Raw genomic sequence first — 14,987 nt, 5'->3', positions numbered from 1 at the left:
CGAGCGGGCACTAGGTTTCAACCTGATGTGGGTGCGAGCGATGATCGCGGGACTGTCAGATCCGTCTCTGCGGAACTCGTCGACCGAGTGGTGTGCCACGACACGCGTGATTCGCACCTACATCGGAGGACTCCGCTTTTGGAGTTTTGGACAAACCGGGACCAGAATAGTTTGGCGGCAGAGCAATTGAGTTCGACGACCATCGGTGGTTGACGGATTTCTTCGGTGACGCTGACTTCATCGTCGTCGCGGACGGTGGTGTCGCCGGGTTCGACTCTGAGGGCGCTTTCGCTTGCCATGTGAGGGATTTCTCTACATATTTCAGGTGTCGTGGGACAACACGCGGCGAAGGACGAGTCGGCGGAGACCCGGAAGAGTTGGCGGAGGAGTCCGGGAAAGGCGGGTGTCAACCATGGTGGTCGCCTCGTTTCGGTGGCGGTGGAATCCGGCGGCGGCGGTGACGGTCGACCTGCCGGCCCGCAGCGCGGTCCGGAGCCCTACTCGATGGCCGGGGGCCATCGTCACCGGTCGGGGTGCGGGTGAGCGGAATTTCAGTTCGGAGGCTGTCTCCGGGGCGTCATCGCACGTCGCGCGCAGAAACCGGTCCGGCAGTGCGAGCTTGTGGATCGTGCGCAGCGTCAGCAGGTACTGCCGCACGAGGGAACCGGTGGTGTAGGGCAGGTCGTACTTCTCGCAGAGCGCGCGGATCGTGGTGGAGATTTCCGCGTAGCGGTTGCTGGGTAGGTCTGGGAACAGGTGATGCTCGATCTGGTAGCACAGGTTTCCGCTCAGGAACGCCATCACCGGGCCGGCCCGAAAGTTCGCGGTGCCGAGCATCTGTCGCAGATACCATTCCGAGGGTGTCTCGTTCTCGAGTTCGGCGAGGGTGAATTTCTCGGCGCCGTCGGGGAAGTGCCCGCAGAAGATCACCACATACGTCCACACGTTCCGCAGCAGGTTCGCGGTCAGGTTCGCCGTCAGTGTTCGCCGCCAGCGCCGTCCACTGAGGGCGGGAAAGAGCAGGTAGTCCTTGCCCGTCTGGCGGACGATCTTCCCGATCAGCGCTCGACGGTGGAAGGATTTCTCGGCGGCGGTGCCGGGCCGGGATCGTTCGGAATACAGGTCGTGGAGGGCGATGCCCCATTCGAAGGTGGCCGCCAGCAACAGGTTCCGCAGCGGTTGCAGTAGGTGTTCCGGTTTCCACGGTTGGTCGCGGGTGATCCGGAGGACGCCGTAGCCGAGGTCCTCGTCCATTCCGACGACATTGCTGAACACGTGGTGGCGGTAGTTGTGGGAGTACCGCCACTGCGATGACAGGCCGACCATGTCCCATTCCCAGGTGCTCGAGTGGATCTCGGGGTCATTCATCCAGTCCCACTGCCCGTGGGAGACGTTGTGCCCGATCTCCATGTTCTCGATGCTCTTGGCCACGCCCAGTACCGTCGTCGCGACGACCACGCCCGCAGGCGTCCGGCTGCAGTGGATCAGCAACCGGGCGACGGCATCGAGTGTCCGTTGGAATGCGATAGTGCGGCAGATGTATGACGCGTCTCTCTCACCGAGCGAGTTCGTGACGTCGCGGCGGAGCGCGTCGAGTTCGAATCCGAGCGCCTCGACATCCTGCTCGGTGAGGTGCGCGTATTCCTTGATGTCGGAAATCGCCATGTTCGCCCGGTTTCCGGACGTGCGGGCTCTCCACACGTCCTGAGTGGATGCTGAATGTCCGGTGCGGCCTGCGGCCGGATCAGTAGTAGTGGCGCCGACCAGCTACCGCGTGACCGGTCATGCCCAGGAGTTCGAGTGCCGCTCCGAGGATGATGAGCGCGATCCCGAAATACAACAGGGCGGAGATGCTGACGACCACACCGATGATGGCGAAGATGATTCCGAGAATGATCATGAGGGCGACCTGATTTCGAGTTGAGTTGCGTGTGTGTGGGCGCCGTGTCGTAGGGGGCTGCGCACGGCGCATCGGCTTCAGATGGGGAGCTGATACTTGAAGGCGTCCGCGTCCTCGGCGCCGAACTGCTCGAGGTTGCCCCTGACCTGGTCGGGCCGGCCCTCGGCCTCGAGGCTGCGGTTGCAGGTGGCGCGCGCGAACACCTCTTCGCCGAGTCCTCGGCCGAATGGGGCATCTTCTTACCCGTCATCATGGCGGTGGCCTTCTTCCTCTGATTGTTTCGCCGGCGCGAACGCGCCGATCCTGGATGAATCGGTGCCGGGCCGTCGGTCAGTGGGTGACGCATTTTCAATTGCGTTGCCGGGCAAGTTGATTAGATTACTATTCAGCGTATTGCCACGGTGCATGTCGATTGGCGCGAAAATGCGGCGAGTTCGTCCGGGAGCACCGGGGGCGGACGATTGTAGATTGACGCTAGTTCGTCCGTGGAGAACTGCCGCACAGCCCAGGTGTGCTCGGTCAGCCAGTGGGCTGGATCTACGCGGGCGTCGGTGTGGATAAGTTCGGTGATGTCGCCCTCGCCGAATGGGGATACATCGGAATATTTCGACCGGATTGCTGCGAGGGCGGCAGGGTCGGCACCCGTCGGCATGGTGTTGAAGGCAAGATGGCTGCCCGGTTGGGAGAGCTGATCGATGCGCACGAGCAGTTCGTCGTGGTCGCGGCCAGGGAGATAGGTGAGGAGCCCTTCGGCGGACCACGCTGCGGGGGTGTGCGGGTCGAATCCTGCTTCGACGAGCGCCTCGGGCCAGTCGCCGCGTAGGTCGACGGCCACGACACGTCGATGCGCCTTCGCTCGTGCGTCATGTTCGGCGAGGACATGCTCTTTGAATTCGAGAACCGCGGGCATGTCGATCTCGAACACGGTCATTCCCGGCGGCCATTCGAGACGGTAGGTTCGTGCGTCCAATCCTGCTCCGAGGATGACGGACTGGCGTATACCGGTGTGTGCGGCGGTGAGGAAGAAGTCGTCGAAGAATGTCGTTCGCAGCCCCATGCACTGGCCGAAGGGCATGTCCTCGACCAGTGTGGGGTCGCGCAGAAGCGAGGTGAAGCGTGGGTCGTGGGCGGCGTCGACGAACCATGCCGCGTAACGGTCCTCGATCAGGGCGTCAGGCCGTAGGGTTTCCAGTGCTCGGTGAGTTGCAGCCCTCAGCGCCGTTACTCCGACCCCGCTGGCTATGTCCCAGCTCTCTCCATCGATGCGCATGTTTCGAGGTCCCTTCGAGTGCACGACAAAGCCTGCACGTCCGGCTCAACCCCGAAAAAGTGGACACCGAAGCGGGCAGTCTCCGGTGATCGCTTCGTGTCACTCGGAGCCGTGCTGTGCAGGTCACGGTCACCTTCGACTCTACGCTCGAATGGTCGAAACCGCTGCGAGTGGCCGGTAACGGTTCCGGATGCGAAAATTGATCTAAAAAGATTTGTTTCCAACGTATTTGGCAGATAGTTCAGGCTCTCGATTGAAGGTTCGGGCGAGCTCGTGGGTGCTCTCCGACGTGTGCATGGCGTCACGAGCACCCTTGTTCTCCTGGTTGATGTTTCGATTCTCACGTCGGTTAGTGGCAGGGAAGGGCCGTTTTCTTTCGTGATTGCCGCGCTGTACCCGGTGTTCCGGAACGAAACCGCTCTCGACCGGTTCGCATCGGAGAACTTCACCGGCGCAGCACTGTTGAGTGTCAGCGGGTCGCTGACACCGGAATTGGGATGTCTCGATCGCGGTGATGTTGTGGTGGGTCGCTGTTGCGGCATCCAGCCGACTCGACGTCGAGTGATTCGCTGAGGCGGAGTCCGTCTGCGATCGGTGTAACTGATCCTGAATTCAGCCGTTCTGGAGGCAGCCACTGTGCGTACCAGTCGAAACCGGTCATTCCGCCACCGGGGACCCCTGTACACGGAGGGGTCGAGAGGGAGGAAATCAACCGAGGCTCCCAACGGGGCTGCGACATCACAGGAGTTCTGTGCACCGCACCCACGGCAATCGCACCGATCACAATCAGTTGGAACCTTTTCAGGTTTTCGACGTCAGCTAGGTCGGTGACTGGCCTTCGCCACGGTGCGAGCGTGGGTGCGCGGCGGCACACAATCTGTGGTTGTCTGTGGCCGGGGATTGAGGTCAGTGGGTGTCGACGACAACGGCGTAGGATCCGACTCCGACAAGGCGGTGCCCAGGCACGTCCCCGGTATCGAGGATCAGTGATGTGATTGCCCCGGACTGGGGGTCGAAGTCCACGTCGTCGATCGTGCCGATGTCGTTTCCCGCTGAGGTCAGTACGTGCTTACCGAGCAGGTTGTGGGACTTTCCTTCCAAGGCTGCGGTTTCGTCGTCGGGGTCGGTGATTGCTTGCGATGTTGCGACGATGACCGCGTCGTCGCCGAATGCGCCGATTTTCGACCACGGCAGTACCGAGCCTGATTCGGCCTTTTTCACGTGCACGGCGAGTATCCGGCGGGTGGTGGGGTCGACGACTAGTCCGGCGACTTCGCCGATGGTGTCGGCCGCACCGGATCCGACGATCTGGCGACCTGATACTGCGGAGAAGAGCATCAGTGGTGGCCTTTCAGTTGTTGTCGGAACGCGTCGACGGCTGCGCCGAAGCCTGCAAGGTCGTCGCGCACGAACGCTGTAGCGTCTGCTGGCACCAGCAGATGGTCGCCGGAGGCGGAGAGTGTGTCGGGTAGCGGAATGAGGACCTTGGTTCCTTTGTGGCCCAATGCTTCCGAGGAGACGATTTCGTATCCGACGACGTCGCAGCATCGGTTCTCGGTGTCGACTTCGACGATCACGTCGACCACGTCGCCGAGGGCGGTGCCGGTGTCGGTGAGAACTTCGGCGCCGAGGACGTCGCGGCCGGATCCTTGGCGTGATGACGTGGTTCCGAGTAAGTCTTCGATGGGGGTCAATGCGTCTTCGTCGGCGATCATGATCGCGTCGGCGCCGAGCGCCGCGACCGAATTCCACATCACACTGCGGTCGAGGGGTCCGGCCAGCATTCCTCTGCCGGCGAGGGTGAAGCCGGCAACTTCTCCGCCGTCTGCGCCGTAGACGACGTCCTTGACTTGAGCGATGTCCTCGCCGGCCATCGTGACGACGGGCCGTTTGGTGATCTCGCTGCACCGCATCAACACGCTCATCGGGGGCTTCCGTTCTCCTCGTCGCCGCCGTGTGTGGATGTGTCGGGATCGGAGATGATGACTCCGCCGGTCCTTCGGTGAGCTTGTATCGCAATGAACGCACCGACGGCTAGGGCGGCGATGACGATGACAATGATCAGCCAGGTCCACCACTGCATTTGGCAACCTCTTTTCCGAGTTGCTCCATGGGCGCTTCGAGGTCCCCTCGACCCGCTCCGCTGACTCGGGGAGACCTGGCCCCTACGTGCCACAATACTCCCAATGCATTGTCCGATGAGCGACTTTCTCTAGCTCGGTGTTTCAGCGCCAGACGCCGAGTGAATGCTCAGCGAGGGCGGTGTCGTGAGGACCCGTCGTTCACGAGCGATCCACCTCAGGCAAGGAGAAGTCATGCAGGTCATTATCAACTCGGACCACAATATTGAGGTCACGGAAGCGACAGAGACTGAGATGGGTTCTATTGTCGGCGCGGCCCTGGCCCGATTCGAGAGCAGGCTGACACGAGTCGAGGTGCACCTGCGCGATGAGAGCGGCGGCAGAAGCACCGGCGACGACATCGAGTGTTTGGTGGAAGCACGCCAGGAAGGACAGCAACCGGTGTCGGCTGCTGGCGCGGCAGCTACCCCCGAGGATGCCCTCCGGGCTGCGGTTCAGAAAATGGTTCACCGGCTGGAGACGGTGTTCGGGAAGCTCGATCACCGGAAGGGCTCGACTCCCATGGGCGGCGAGTCGACAGCATGACAGATCGTCGTGGGCCCGCCGCGCCCTCGGTCGCTCAACTCGCACGATTTGCTCTCGCCGGTTTCCCGCAACGGCAGCGGTGCTCGGTTCACGCACGATCCCTTGCAGATACCACAAAACACCGTCGAGGCCTGTCAACTCTTCGCTATTCCGCTCAGTGGATCTATTTAAGTTCTGACGCCGTGTGCGCAGTTTCGGTAGGCATGTGGTCGGCATCTGTTCACGCTGTTGGTGCGTCGACGCCGGCCCGGTCTTGCTTCGGTGGTTTGTCACCGGCATTCGTCAACCGATCAAGTACGCACCGATTAGCATCCCGTATGTCCAGGTTTCACCCGTACAGCCGGAGAGGTGTCCCATGGCGGGCAAGTTCGAGATCTACAAGGACAAGGCTGAAAAGTTCCGTTTTCGTCTGAAGGCTGGCAACGGCGAGATTATCGCAGTGGGCGAGGCGTACGAGTCCAAGGCTGGTGCCAAGAACGGCATCGAGTCGATCAAGAAGAACGCGGCTGCGGCGGAGGTTGTCGATCTCACCTAAGACGTGGGATCAGCCGCACCGGCGAGTCCGGAGACTTCGATGTACCCCGAGTTCTGCGGAGTCGTCATATTCGACTTTCGAACATCGTGCAGCCCATCGGCGCAGGCGGGTCGATGGACTGTGAGTGTGTGGGGATCACGGGATGTTCTGATCAGGTTGGTGTGTGATGGCGTGCTCAACCTGTGCCCCGGCGCGTTCCAGTTGCGTCAGTTCGGTGTCGTCGAAGTCCGACCGCGCAACGGTGGCTCGTAGTCGTGCGAGCTGCCCACGTACGGTCGATTCGTCAGCCGCGTGCCAGGCAAGTTCTTCCAGTAGCCGGAACAATCGTTCCATGACCTGCGGGTCTGACGCTCCGTAACGGCGCGGCTGGGTGACGGCGACGTCGACCGTCTCAGCGAAGCTGGGCCGGTGTAACACCACCCGAACCTCGTCATCGTCGCCACGTAGGACGATGGAACGGAGATCGCGGTTGGCGAGCTGGCAGAGGATCGCGGAAATGTGCCCTAGTGCGTGGACCGCTGTCGTGGGGTCGTTGATTCCCGGCGATACCGCTTTGTTCACGACGTCGGTGAGTTGGCGTAGTCCGTAGCCGATGTCCTGAGCCGCGGTTCGCTCGTAGCCCACCTTGATTGACTTGTGGACTGCGTGTTGAAGCCGATCCAACGCCTCGTCCGGTCGGTCGGCTGCCGTCCACGCGGCTCCGATCGGGACACCCTCGATGAGGGAGCTACCAGGGTGGCAATCGATGATCAGATAGCCATCTGCTTGTATTGCCGCAGCGCGTAATTCGGCTTCGTCGATGCTGGTCAAGAAGCCCGATGACGGCGCAGTGATTTGAAGTGCGTGGGGAGGAGGCGTCAGCATCGTCGGCTGCGGTCGGGCATCCTTGAGAGGGTTCGTCGCGAGACGTACGGTCGCAATGATTTCCTCGTGGACGTCGCGCAGCAGCGTCTCGACGCGGATCTGACGGGCGAGGTGGGCCAGGAACAACACCAGGGCCAGGACACTGGCGATGCTGAGCGCGAAGGCGACCGTCACCGATATCTGCGGGACGAATGCGCCCCCCCTGGTCTCCGCTGCGCACAGCTCGCAGGACGGTGAGGGCGAAGGTGAACGTGGATAGGAAGATCGCCAGTGTCGTCTGTACGAAGATGTCGCTGGTGAACGTGCGGAGCAGCCGGGGCGAGAATTGACTGCTCGCCAGCTGGAGGGTGACGACGGTGAGGGAGAACGTCAGCGCGGTGACCGTGATTAGCGAGCTGGCGATGGCGGCCAGTAAGGTGCGCGCAGCGCCGGCGTCGCCGCCGAAAGTGATTGCGGTCGACCAGGACGGCAACCCCGCGTCCACATAAGCGTCCAGATAGGGAAGCGTTACCCCCGCCGCCACCGCGAGCAGGACGCCAACCACCGGTAGCGGCCACAACTGGGTTCGCGTGGCATCGCGTGCGGAGGCGAAGTACCGATTCAACTGGCAACCCGTCCTGCTGATGTCGCCCTGGCCATCCATACTGACCACGTGAGGTGTCCCCAACCGTTGGGGAAGGTAACTCATACTTCTCCGCCCGTACAGTTTTAGGCAAGTACATGGCTCAGCGCGGGTTCGTCGCGAAGCAGGTCGAGTCACATCACCCGAGCACCGCGTGACGCGCTCATCGAAGACCTGTCGCAGATCAGAGGCCGCTTCGGAAGAACCCTGAATGGCCGGGCAGCCTGCGATTTCTAGATTCTCAAGAAGCTCCAGTCTGTTCAGTCTCCTCGGGGTCCGACGACGACGTCGAATATGGGCAACGGAAGATCCGTCGCGTGGAGTGCGTCTTCGAGCGACCCCTCCACTGGGTCTCAACTGCAGAAGTCTCGATAGCGATCGGCACCTCTGCTGTTCGAGGCCCGGCGGGCGTTGCGGCGCACATGCGCGATGGGTCCCCGAGTCGCCCCGAGGTGGGCGTGCAGAAAGCAACCCTCCTGGTACACCGACGGGCCTTCCACTGCACCATCCGATCGTGAACCGGACGCGAGGGACGATCAGCACCGTCAAACGCGGCTACGGTTGGGACCACCCGCCCTGGGACACCCTGCAAGGAGCGAAAACCTGAACCGGGGCAAGGGTCTTCACCCACAACCTAACCACGATCACCGCCCTGAACGCTGAAACCGAGACCACGGAAAACTCACGACTGTCACCGTGCGACGGTCCTGCCACCTCAGCAGCCCCCGACAGGACGATCCGACTTCCTATTCGAACCAGCGAGGATAATTCGTGGCGAATCGAAACCCCACAACGAATGCGCAACCACACGAAGAGCACTCGATGAGCATCGCCAAGCGTGTGGACACCCTGCAGCAGCGCCATCCCGCAGTAAGTTTCCCCATCGCGGTTGTCTACAAATTTTCCAACGACCAAGGCGTCTACCTTGCCGCGCTGATCGCGTACTACGGTTTAGTCGCGATATTTCCACTGCTGCTGTTGCTGGCCACTGTGCTGGGGCTGGTGCTGGTTGGACATCCAGACCTACAGCAACGCATCATCGATTCCGCGGTCGGCCAATTCCCGGCCATCGGACAGGAATTGGGCGCCCCACACCAGATCGGCGGCGGCCCGATAGGACTGGTGATCGGCACCCTCGGCGCTCTCTACGGCGGTCTCGGTGTCACGCTGGCCTGCCAGAACGCCATGAATACCGCTTGGTCGGTACCACGCTATCTCCGCCCAGATCCGATCCGCGCCCGCCTGACGGGACTGCTACTGCTCGGCACGATTGGGATCGCCGTGCTGGGGAGCGCCGCAATTGCAGGCATCGGAGCAGTTGCGCACCTTTCGGGCCCGTTGAAGGCACTTCTGATCGCCGGCTCAGTGGCATTGAACTGCGTCATATTCATCGTTACATTCCGGCTCACCACCGCGCGTCCGGTGAGCACAAGCGATGTTGCCCCCGGAGCAGTCGGTGCCGCGTTTGTGTGGCAGCTGCTCCAGTCGTTCGGCGCGCTGCTGGTGCGCAAGGTCGCGCACGCTTCCTCAACCACCAACGGTGTCTTCGCGATCGTGCTTGGTCTACTGGCCTTCGTGTTCCTCGCCGCCGCCGCCGTCGTGCTGTGCGCGGAGGTCAACGTGGTCCGGGTCGACAAGCTGTACCCGCGGGCAATGCTGGCGCCGTTCACCGACGACGTCGAGTTACTGGCCGGTGACAGAAGGACGTTCACCGACCGGGCCCAGGCCCAGCAAGCCACCACTGGACAGAACATTGAGGTCAACTACGAAACTCCGCACGATCCCAGCTGACATGCGAACCTGCCGTCGCAGCCTACGAGGTCATCGGAAACGTATTGACAGACAAGACGAATGATATCGAATCTTGTTGGATCGCCGCACGGACCAATCGCCTGCCCGATCCGCCCTCTACCACTGGCCCGCCAATACCTGCTCACCCTGTGCACAATCGTCAAACGGACATTCCCCGATCAGTACCTCACGGCCACCGCCGACGACGCCCGCCGGGTGACCGGTGGGGGCTACCTTCGTCCGTCAGCGCCGGAGGGGGGCGGCACGCGGCTCAGCCGGAGATCAGGGCGGCCCTGCCCAGCGATGCCGCGCCGACGAGTCCGGAGTCATCTCCCAGTGCTGCGGCGACGAAACTCAACTTCGGGTTGGGCTGCAGCATCCACGGTGTGCTGGCCGCAGCGATCCGGTCGGCGAGGTCCTGGCCGAGTTTCTCGGCCATGCCACCGCCGACCACGACCATTTCCACGTCGAGGAGGTTGACCGCCGAGCCGATCCCGGCCCCAAGCGTCTCGATGGCCATGTCGAACAACTCGGTGGCGAGATCGTCGTCCTCAGATAGTGCCCGCGCCCATACCTTCGAGGTCAGCTTCTCTTTGCCTTCGTCCTCGCGGATGTCGTTGAGCGACGTGGGTCGGCCCGCGTCGACCATGGCCGATACGACACCGGCCATGGACCGCCTGCCTGCATAGGCTTCGACGCAGCCGCGCCGGCCACACGTACACAGGGCACCGCCGCGCTGAACGATCATGTGGCCGACCTCCCCGGCGGCTCCGTGTGACCCGTGGAACGGGCGGCCGTCGAGGATGAGGCCGCCGCCGACGCCGGTACCCAGCCAGATCCCCAACACATTGCGGACGCCCAGGGCAGCGCCGGCCAGCCACTCGCCGAGCAATCCGACGTTGGCGTCGTTGCCCAGCGCCACGGGAACGCCCAACCGCCGTTGTAGCGTGTCGGCGATGTCGACCCTCTGGTGCCAGTTCATCAGGTTGGGGACGGTGAGCACCTCGCCCTCGCGTACGACTCCGGGAATTCCGACGCCGACAGCGTCGACGCGTCCGTCCAGCGAACCCACCAGTTCGGCGATGGCGTCCATTACGGCGTCGGGTCCGCCTGTGGGTGTGGGGATTTTGCCCCGGTCGAGCACCTGGTGCTCGTCACCTATCAGGCCGGCTCCGATGTTTGTGCCGCCGACGTCGATGCCGGCCACTGTCATCGTATTCTTGCTCATGTCATTGATCCTTCGGCATCATTCGATCCTTGGGTCCTTCTCGTCGTGCTCAGATGCTTGTCACGGAGCAGCTCAGTATCCACTTTTGCGGCTCTGACGTTGAGCGTTTCCGGACCTCGCCGTTGGCGCGGCACTGTCACGTTGTTGAACGCGGGAAACTGGGAGAATGTGGCGTGAGCACCCCGATGCTGTCGTACAAAGGCCACCGCTACCCGGTCGAGATCATCAACCACTGCGTGTGGTTGTATTTCCGGATCCCGCTCTGCTTCCGTGACGTCGAGGAACTCATGCTCGAACGCGGTGTCGTGGTGAGTTACGAAACGATCCGCCGGTGGTGCGCCAAGTTCGGGCAGGCCTACGCCAACCAGCTGCGTCGACGGCGGTCCCGGCCCGGCGATAGGTGATACCTCGACGAGGTCTTCATCCGAATCAACGGCTGGCAACATCATCTGTGGCGGGCGGTCGACCAGCACGGCAACGTGCTTGATGTGCTGGTCCAGTCCCGCCGAAATGGAAACGCCGCCAAGCGATTCTTCCGTACGCTGCTCAAGGGTTTGGGGTATGTGCCGCGGGTGATCGTCACCGACAAGCTGGGTAGCTACCAGGTGGCGCACCGCGAACTGCTGGCCTCGGTCGAGCATCGCCAGTCGAAGTATTTGAACAATCGCGCCGAGAACTCGCATCAACCGACCCGACAGCGAGAACGGGCGATGAAACGGTTCACATCACCTGGGCACGCGCAACGATTCCTCTCCGCTTTCTCGGGCATCTCACCGCATTTCCGGCCCAACCGGCACAGAATCTCGGCGCCCGAATGGCGTATCGAGATGACCGACCGCTTCGCGGTCTGGCAGGAAGTCACCGCGGCCGACGCCGCTGCCTGAAAGTGAACTTTCCGGCGGTGTCCCGTAGTCGACTGCCCTAAACTAGCTGTGCCGATGCACTTTTCGATTAACGTGACAGTGCCGTTCCATCTTCCAGCTCGAGCTCCTCCCCGTAGGAAATCACTCGGCGACCGCCGGTGGCGATCGTTGCGGCGTAACCTTCATGTCCGTCGTAGTCCCAGGACATCTCAGCCCTCCAGTCAGGTGATCAACGAACGTCAGTGTTCCCTGACATCAGTCGAGCCTGTCAGGAAACCCTGACATGGGCAAGGGGTCCAGCCGTTTGCCGCTCAGGTGGCGTGTCCGTCAATCGATCGATTCTCCGACACAATTCTGAAGGCTGTATACCGTGGCTGTATGAGACGAAGGACTGGACAGATCGCGGTAGCCACAGCGGTCTCTGTTGGCTCGCTGGCCCTGACTAGCTGTGTAACCAACACCGACGTGCCAACCACTTTCGCCGCTACCATGACAGTCACTGGCCAGGCGGACCAAGCGTCAGCGGAATCCGGCGAATGCATCATCGGCGGGAATCGTGTCGCGCCCAACGACCAAATTAATATCTTCGGAGACCGTGGCGGTGGATCCGCCCGATCAATACTCGAAACCAAGACCATCGACCAAAATCCAGACGGAACCGGAACCTGCACGTACACATCGCACTTCGATGCTATCCCTGCGAACCAGCGAAGCTACAACATCTTCATGGACAACGGCTTTGCGCAGCAGTCCTTCACTTCCGACGAACTCAAGAACGGTGCTACCTACGTCCTGCACAGCTCTACTCCCGACAGGGGTACAGGCAACTGACGTGCAGGACTTTGAAACTCGCTAAAGGCTCTCGAAACAGGATTAGGGGAAGAATTCTGTACCCGACCGACCGCCACCACTCGTTTGCATAGTTATGCGCTTGCTCTGGTCGTCTCTCATTCGTTCTTGGTCTCAACAGGTCAACGCATCACTACTGATGAGATGATGCGCGATCGTGGAGGCATGGATGGGCAGCAAGGCACTCGGATTCACCGTGGAACAGGAGAACCTGATCTGGGATCTCCACCGCCGTGGAGAATCGATACGAGAAATCGAGCGCGTCCTCGGAGAAACAATGCCTCGAATTCGTCGTTTCCTACGGGAGTCCGGCGGTATCCGACCGGTCCCACGAGCACGGCGGGCCGGCCACATCACCGCAGTCGAACGAGAAGAAGTTTCGCGAGGAATCGCCGCCGGCGACAGTGCTCGGACGATCGCCGAGAAACTCGGAAGATCACCGTCCACGATTGCACGCGAGATCGCCCGCAACGGCGGGCGCGAGAACTACCGGGCGGTCGAGGCCGATACCGCCGCTTATGTCCGCGCTCGCCGACCCAAAATGTCGATCCTGTGCGCTCGGGCGATTCTACGGACCGTCATCACGGACAGACTCCATGAGCAGTGGTCACCGCAACAGATCTCCGTCTGGCTTCGGCGCGAGCACCCAGGAGATCCACAGATGTGGGTCTCACACGAAACGATCTACCGATGCCTCTACATACCGTCACGGAAAGTGTTCGACAGCACTGCATTTCACGAACTGCGTACCGATCGGCCGATACGTCGACCTCGCGGGAAGAAACGCTCCCACGGCCGTGGGCGGATACGAAATATGGTCTCGATCGATCTTCGAGGAGCTGAGGCAAACGATCGTAGCGAGCCCGGGCACCTGGAGGGTGATCTCGTATTCGGAATCCGCCCGTCAGCAGTCGCGACGCTGGTAGACCGGCAATCACGCGTCACTCATGTGGTGGCATTGCCGGACGGCTACCGAGCCGAGACGGTCGCAGACGCGGTCATCGCTTATCTATCGCAGTTGCCTGCGCATCTGCGTCGTTCGCTGACCTGGGATCGAGGTCGAGAAATGGCCGAACACGAGCGCATCACCGAAGCCCTCGACATGCCGGTCTACTTTTGCGCCCCGCACCATCCGTGGCAACGCGGGACGAACGAAAACACGAACGGGCTGCTGGAGTGGACCCCGAAAGTTGGACTCTTAATGGAACCTTATGCGATGGCGGGTGTTTGGGCGCGGTACTCGTCGGGGCTGAGGTAGCCGAGTCGCTGTTGAATGCGGGTGGTGTTCCACCATCGCAGGTAGTCGGTGAGTCCCGTGTGAAACTCGTCGAGAGTTCCGGGTTTCTGGATGCGGAACCATTCCTCCTTGAGGTGGCTGAAGAATCCCTCCATGACAGCGTTGTCGAGGCACGTGCCTTTGCGGGACATTGACTGGGTTAGCCCTTCTTCGCGCAACGTGTCCCGCCAGAGGGTATGGCGGTACTGAAATCCTTGGATGCTCTCCTGAGAGTCAAGCTGCTTTTCGATGGTGTCGGGTGTTCGGGGTGATGGTCTGCTGTCCGGGGTTGAGGAGGTAGTAGATTTCGCGAGCCAGGTAGCGCTTCAGGCACCGAATAGTTTCCAGTTTCGAGTGTCCTTCGCTGGCTTTCTTCTCGATGTAGGCCTGGGTTTTCGGGTCGAGTCGGATGCGGTTGATGACGGCCAGGTGCAAGGCTCGGTTGGCTTGTCTGTCGCCGCCGCGATTGAGGCGGTGGCGTTGGGTCATGCCAGAAGATGCGGGTAGCGGTGCAACACCGCAGAGCATCGCAAACGCAGCCTCGGATTTCATCCTGTCGGAATTGTCGCCGGCGGTGACAAGCATCTGTCCGGCGACTTCGATGCCGATCCCGACCCGTTCGAGCAGTTGAGGTGCGAGTGCTTTCACGATCGGGTTGATCAGTTCGTCGAGATCGACGATCTCGTCGGTCAATTCGAGGTAGCGGCGGGCCAAGGACTTCAACGAAACCCGGTAGGCGGTCACAGGATCGGTTGCGTTCGCGACATCGGGCCGCCACGCTGCGAGGAGGCGGATCAGTTGCATCCGCGTCAGATCGCGGACCTGAGCGCGCAACTCGTCGGGGGCGGAGATGATCGTCATCCGCAATAGTTGCAGCGCACTGCGCCTCTCTCGCACTGCGTGCGCGCGGGTCACCCTCAACACCCTCGCTGAACGTTTTGCGTGCCGGCGAGTCGGAGATGCCGACGGCCGGGTGAGGAAGCTGCGCATCCGGGCGGCCAAACTTGTGAGGCTGCTCTCGGTGCGAGATAAAAGTAACTCACATCACCGGTGCTGTCTAGTATTACTTTACGTACAGTATTACTTCGCACTGCGGGTGCGGGGCGCTCACGGAAGGCATGAT

At 61.7% G+C, this 14,987-nt stretch carries 15 protein-coding genes and 3 pseudogenes; 6 read left to right on the top strand and 12 right to left on the bottom strand.

The window, feature by feature from the left end; translation table 11 throughout:
- Positions 1-321 precede the first annotated feature (321 nt).
- From R4P65_RS29535 to R4P65_RS29505, 7 genes are all read right to left on the bottom strand, one after another.
- On the bottom strand, positions 322-1,665 hold the full coding sequence (locus R4P65_RS29535) for an acyl-CoA desaturase (RefSeq protein ID WP_317829174.1): 1,344 nt from the start codon (positions 1,663-1,665) through the stop codon (positions 322-324).
- A gap of 79 nt (positions 1,666-1,744) precedes the next feature.
- On the bottom strand, positions 1,745-1,900 hold the full coding sequence (locus tag R4P65_RS29530) for a DUF6131 family protein (protein WP_317829135.1): 156 nt from the start codon (positions 1,898-1,900) through the stop codon (positions 1,745-1,747).
- A 77-nt stretch (positions 1,901-1,977) separates the two neighbouring features.
- The gene (locus R4P65_RS29525) at positions 1,978-2,103 is read right to left on the bottom strand and encodes a hypothetical protein (protein ID WP_317829134.1); all 126 of its coding nucleotides are present in this window, start codon (positions 2,101-2,103) and stop codon (positions 1,978-1,980) included.
- Positions 2,104-2,285: 182 nt separating this feature from the next.
- Entirely contained in the window at positions 2,286-3,170 is an 885-nt protein-coding gene (locus R4P65_RS29520) for an SAM-dependent methyltransferase (protein ID WP_317829133.1), read from the bottom strand.
- Between the two features lie 906 nt (positions 3,171-4,076).
- On the bottom strand, positions 4,077-4,508 hold the full coding sequence (locus tag R4P65_RS29515) for a PRC-barrel domain-containing protein (RefSeq protein WP_317829132.1): 432 nt from the start codon (positions 4,506-4,508) through the stop codon (positions 4,077-4,079).
- Positions 4,508-5,095 (bottom strand): PRC-barrel domain-containing protein, encoded by a 588-nt coding sequence (locus R4P65_RS29510; protein ID WP_317829131.1) that lies wholly within the window; start codon positions 5,093-5,095, stop codon positions 4,508-4,510. The genes R4P65_RS29515 and R4P65_RS29510 overlap by 1 nt, the downstream gene beginning before the upstream one ends.
- Positions 5,092-5,253 carry a hypothetical protein gene (locus R4P65_RS29505; protein ID WP_317829130.1) on the bottom strand — a complete coding sequence of 54 codons (162 nt, stop codon included), beginning with the start codon at positions 5,251-5,253 and terminating at the stop codon, positions 5,092-5,094. The genes R4P65_RS29510 and R4P65_RS29505 overlap by 4 nt, the downstream gene beginning before the upstream one ends.
- A gap of 232 nt (positions 5,254-5,485) precedes the next feature.
- Between R4P65_RS29505 and R4P65_RS29500 the strand changes: the two genes are divergently transcribed.
- Positions 5,486-5,836 carry an HPF/RaiA family ribosome-associated protein gene (locus R4P65_RS29500; RefSeq protein WP_317829129.1) on the top strand — a complete coding sequence of 117 codons (351 nt, stop codon included), beginning with the start codon at positions 5,486-5,488 and terminating at the stop codon, positions 5,834-5,836.
- Between the two features lie 355 nt (positions 5,837-6,191).
- Complete coding sequence (locus tag R4P65_RS29495) at positions 6,192-6,371, top strand: YegP family protein (protein WP_113684417.1); 180 nt, start codon at positions 6,192-6,194, stop codon at positions 6,369-6,371.
- A gap of 135 nt (positions 6,372-6,506) precedes the next feature.
- Here the strand turns inward: R4P65_RS29495 and R4P65_RS29490 are convergent, their stop codons facing one another.
- Both R4P65_RS29490 and R4P65_RS33240 read right to left on the bottom strand, forming a co-directional pair.
- A complete protein-coding gene (locus R4P65_RS29490) occupies positions 6,507-7,409 on the bottom strand; it encodes a DUF2254 domain-containing protein (protein WP_411742599.1) in 903 nt (300 codons plus the stop codon).
- An 88-nt stretch (positions 7,410-7,497) separates the two neighbouring features.
- Positions 7,498-7,878: pseudogene (locus R4P65_RS33240) on the bottom strand (DUF2254 family protein); the annotation flags it as partial.
- Between the two features lie 801 nt (positions 7,879-8,679).
- On the opposite strand from R4P65_RS33240, the gene R4P65_RS29485 reads away from it, so the two are divergent.
- On the top strand, positions 8,680-9,648 hold the full coding sequence (locus R4P65_RS29485) for a YihY/virulence factor BrkB family protein (protein WP_317829128.1): 969 nt from the start codon (positions 8,680-8,682) through the stop codon (positions 9,646-9,648).
- Between the two features lie 271 nt (positions 9,649-9,919).
- On the opposite strand, the gene R4P65_RS29480 is transcribed toward R4P65_RS29485, so the two are convergent.
- The gene (locus R4P65_RS29480) at positions 9,920-10,876 is read right to left on the bottom strand and encodes an ROK family protein (RefSeq protein ID WP_317829127.1); all 957 of its coding nucleotides are present in this window, start codon (positions 10,874-10,876) and stop codon (positions 9,920-9,922) included.
- A gap of 185 nt (positions 10,877-11,061) precedes the next feature.
- Between R4P65_RS29480 and R4P65_RS29475 the strand changes: the two are divergent.
- The 3 genes and pseudogenes from R4P65_RS29475 (at position 11,062) to R4P65_RS29465 (ending at position 13,846) form a co-directional block, all read left to right on the top strand.
- Positions 11,062-11,760 (top strand): annotated as a pseudogene (locus R4P65_RS29475) (IS6 family transposase).
- Positions 11,761-12,228: 468 nt separating this feature from the next.
- Positions 12,229-12,570 (top strand): hypothetical protein, encoded by a 342-nt coding sequence (locus R4P65_RS29470; RefSeq protein ID WP_317829126.1) that lies wholly within the window; start codon positions 12,229-12,231, stop codon positions 12,568-12,570.
- A 187-nt stretch (positions 12,571-12,757) separates the two neighbouring features.
- Positions 12,758-13,846 (top strand): IS30 family transposase, encoded by a 1,089-nt coding sequence (locus tag R4P65_RS29465; protein WP_317829125.1) that lies wholly within the window; start codon positions 12,758-12,760, stop codon positions 13,844-13,846.
- On the opposite strand, the gene R4P65_RS29460 is transcribed toward R4P65_RS29465, so the two are convergent.
- Both R4P65_RS29460 and R4P65_RS29455 read right to left on the bottom strand, forming a co-directional pair.
- Positions 13,798-14,016, bottom strand: coding sequence for an IS3 family transposase (locus tag R4P65_RS29460; RefSeq protein WP_193604703.1), 219 nt, complete (start codon positions 14,014-14,016; stop codon positions 13,798-13,800). The genes R4P65_RS29465 and R4P65_RS29460 overlap by 49 nt on opposite strands.
- Before the next feature lie 82 nt (positions 14,017-14,098).
- Positions 14,099-14,791 (bottom strand): annotated as a pseudogene (locus tag R4P65_RS29455) (transposase); the annotation flags it as partial.
- Positions 14,792-14,987: the final 196 nt, after the last annotated feature.

The organism is Rhodococcus sp. IEGM 1318, assembly GCF_033142465.1.
Classification (GTDB): Bacteria; Actinomycetota; Actinomycetes; order Mycobacteriales; family Mycobacteriaceae; genus Rhodococcus_F; species Rhodococcus_F qingshengii_B.
The sequence above is the reverse complement of the archived record's forward strand: the minus strand, read 5'-3'. Positions and strand labels throughout refer to the sequence as shown.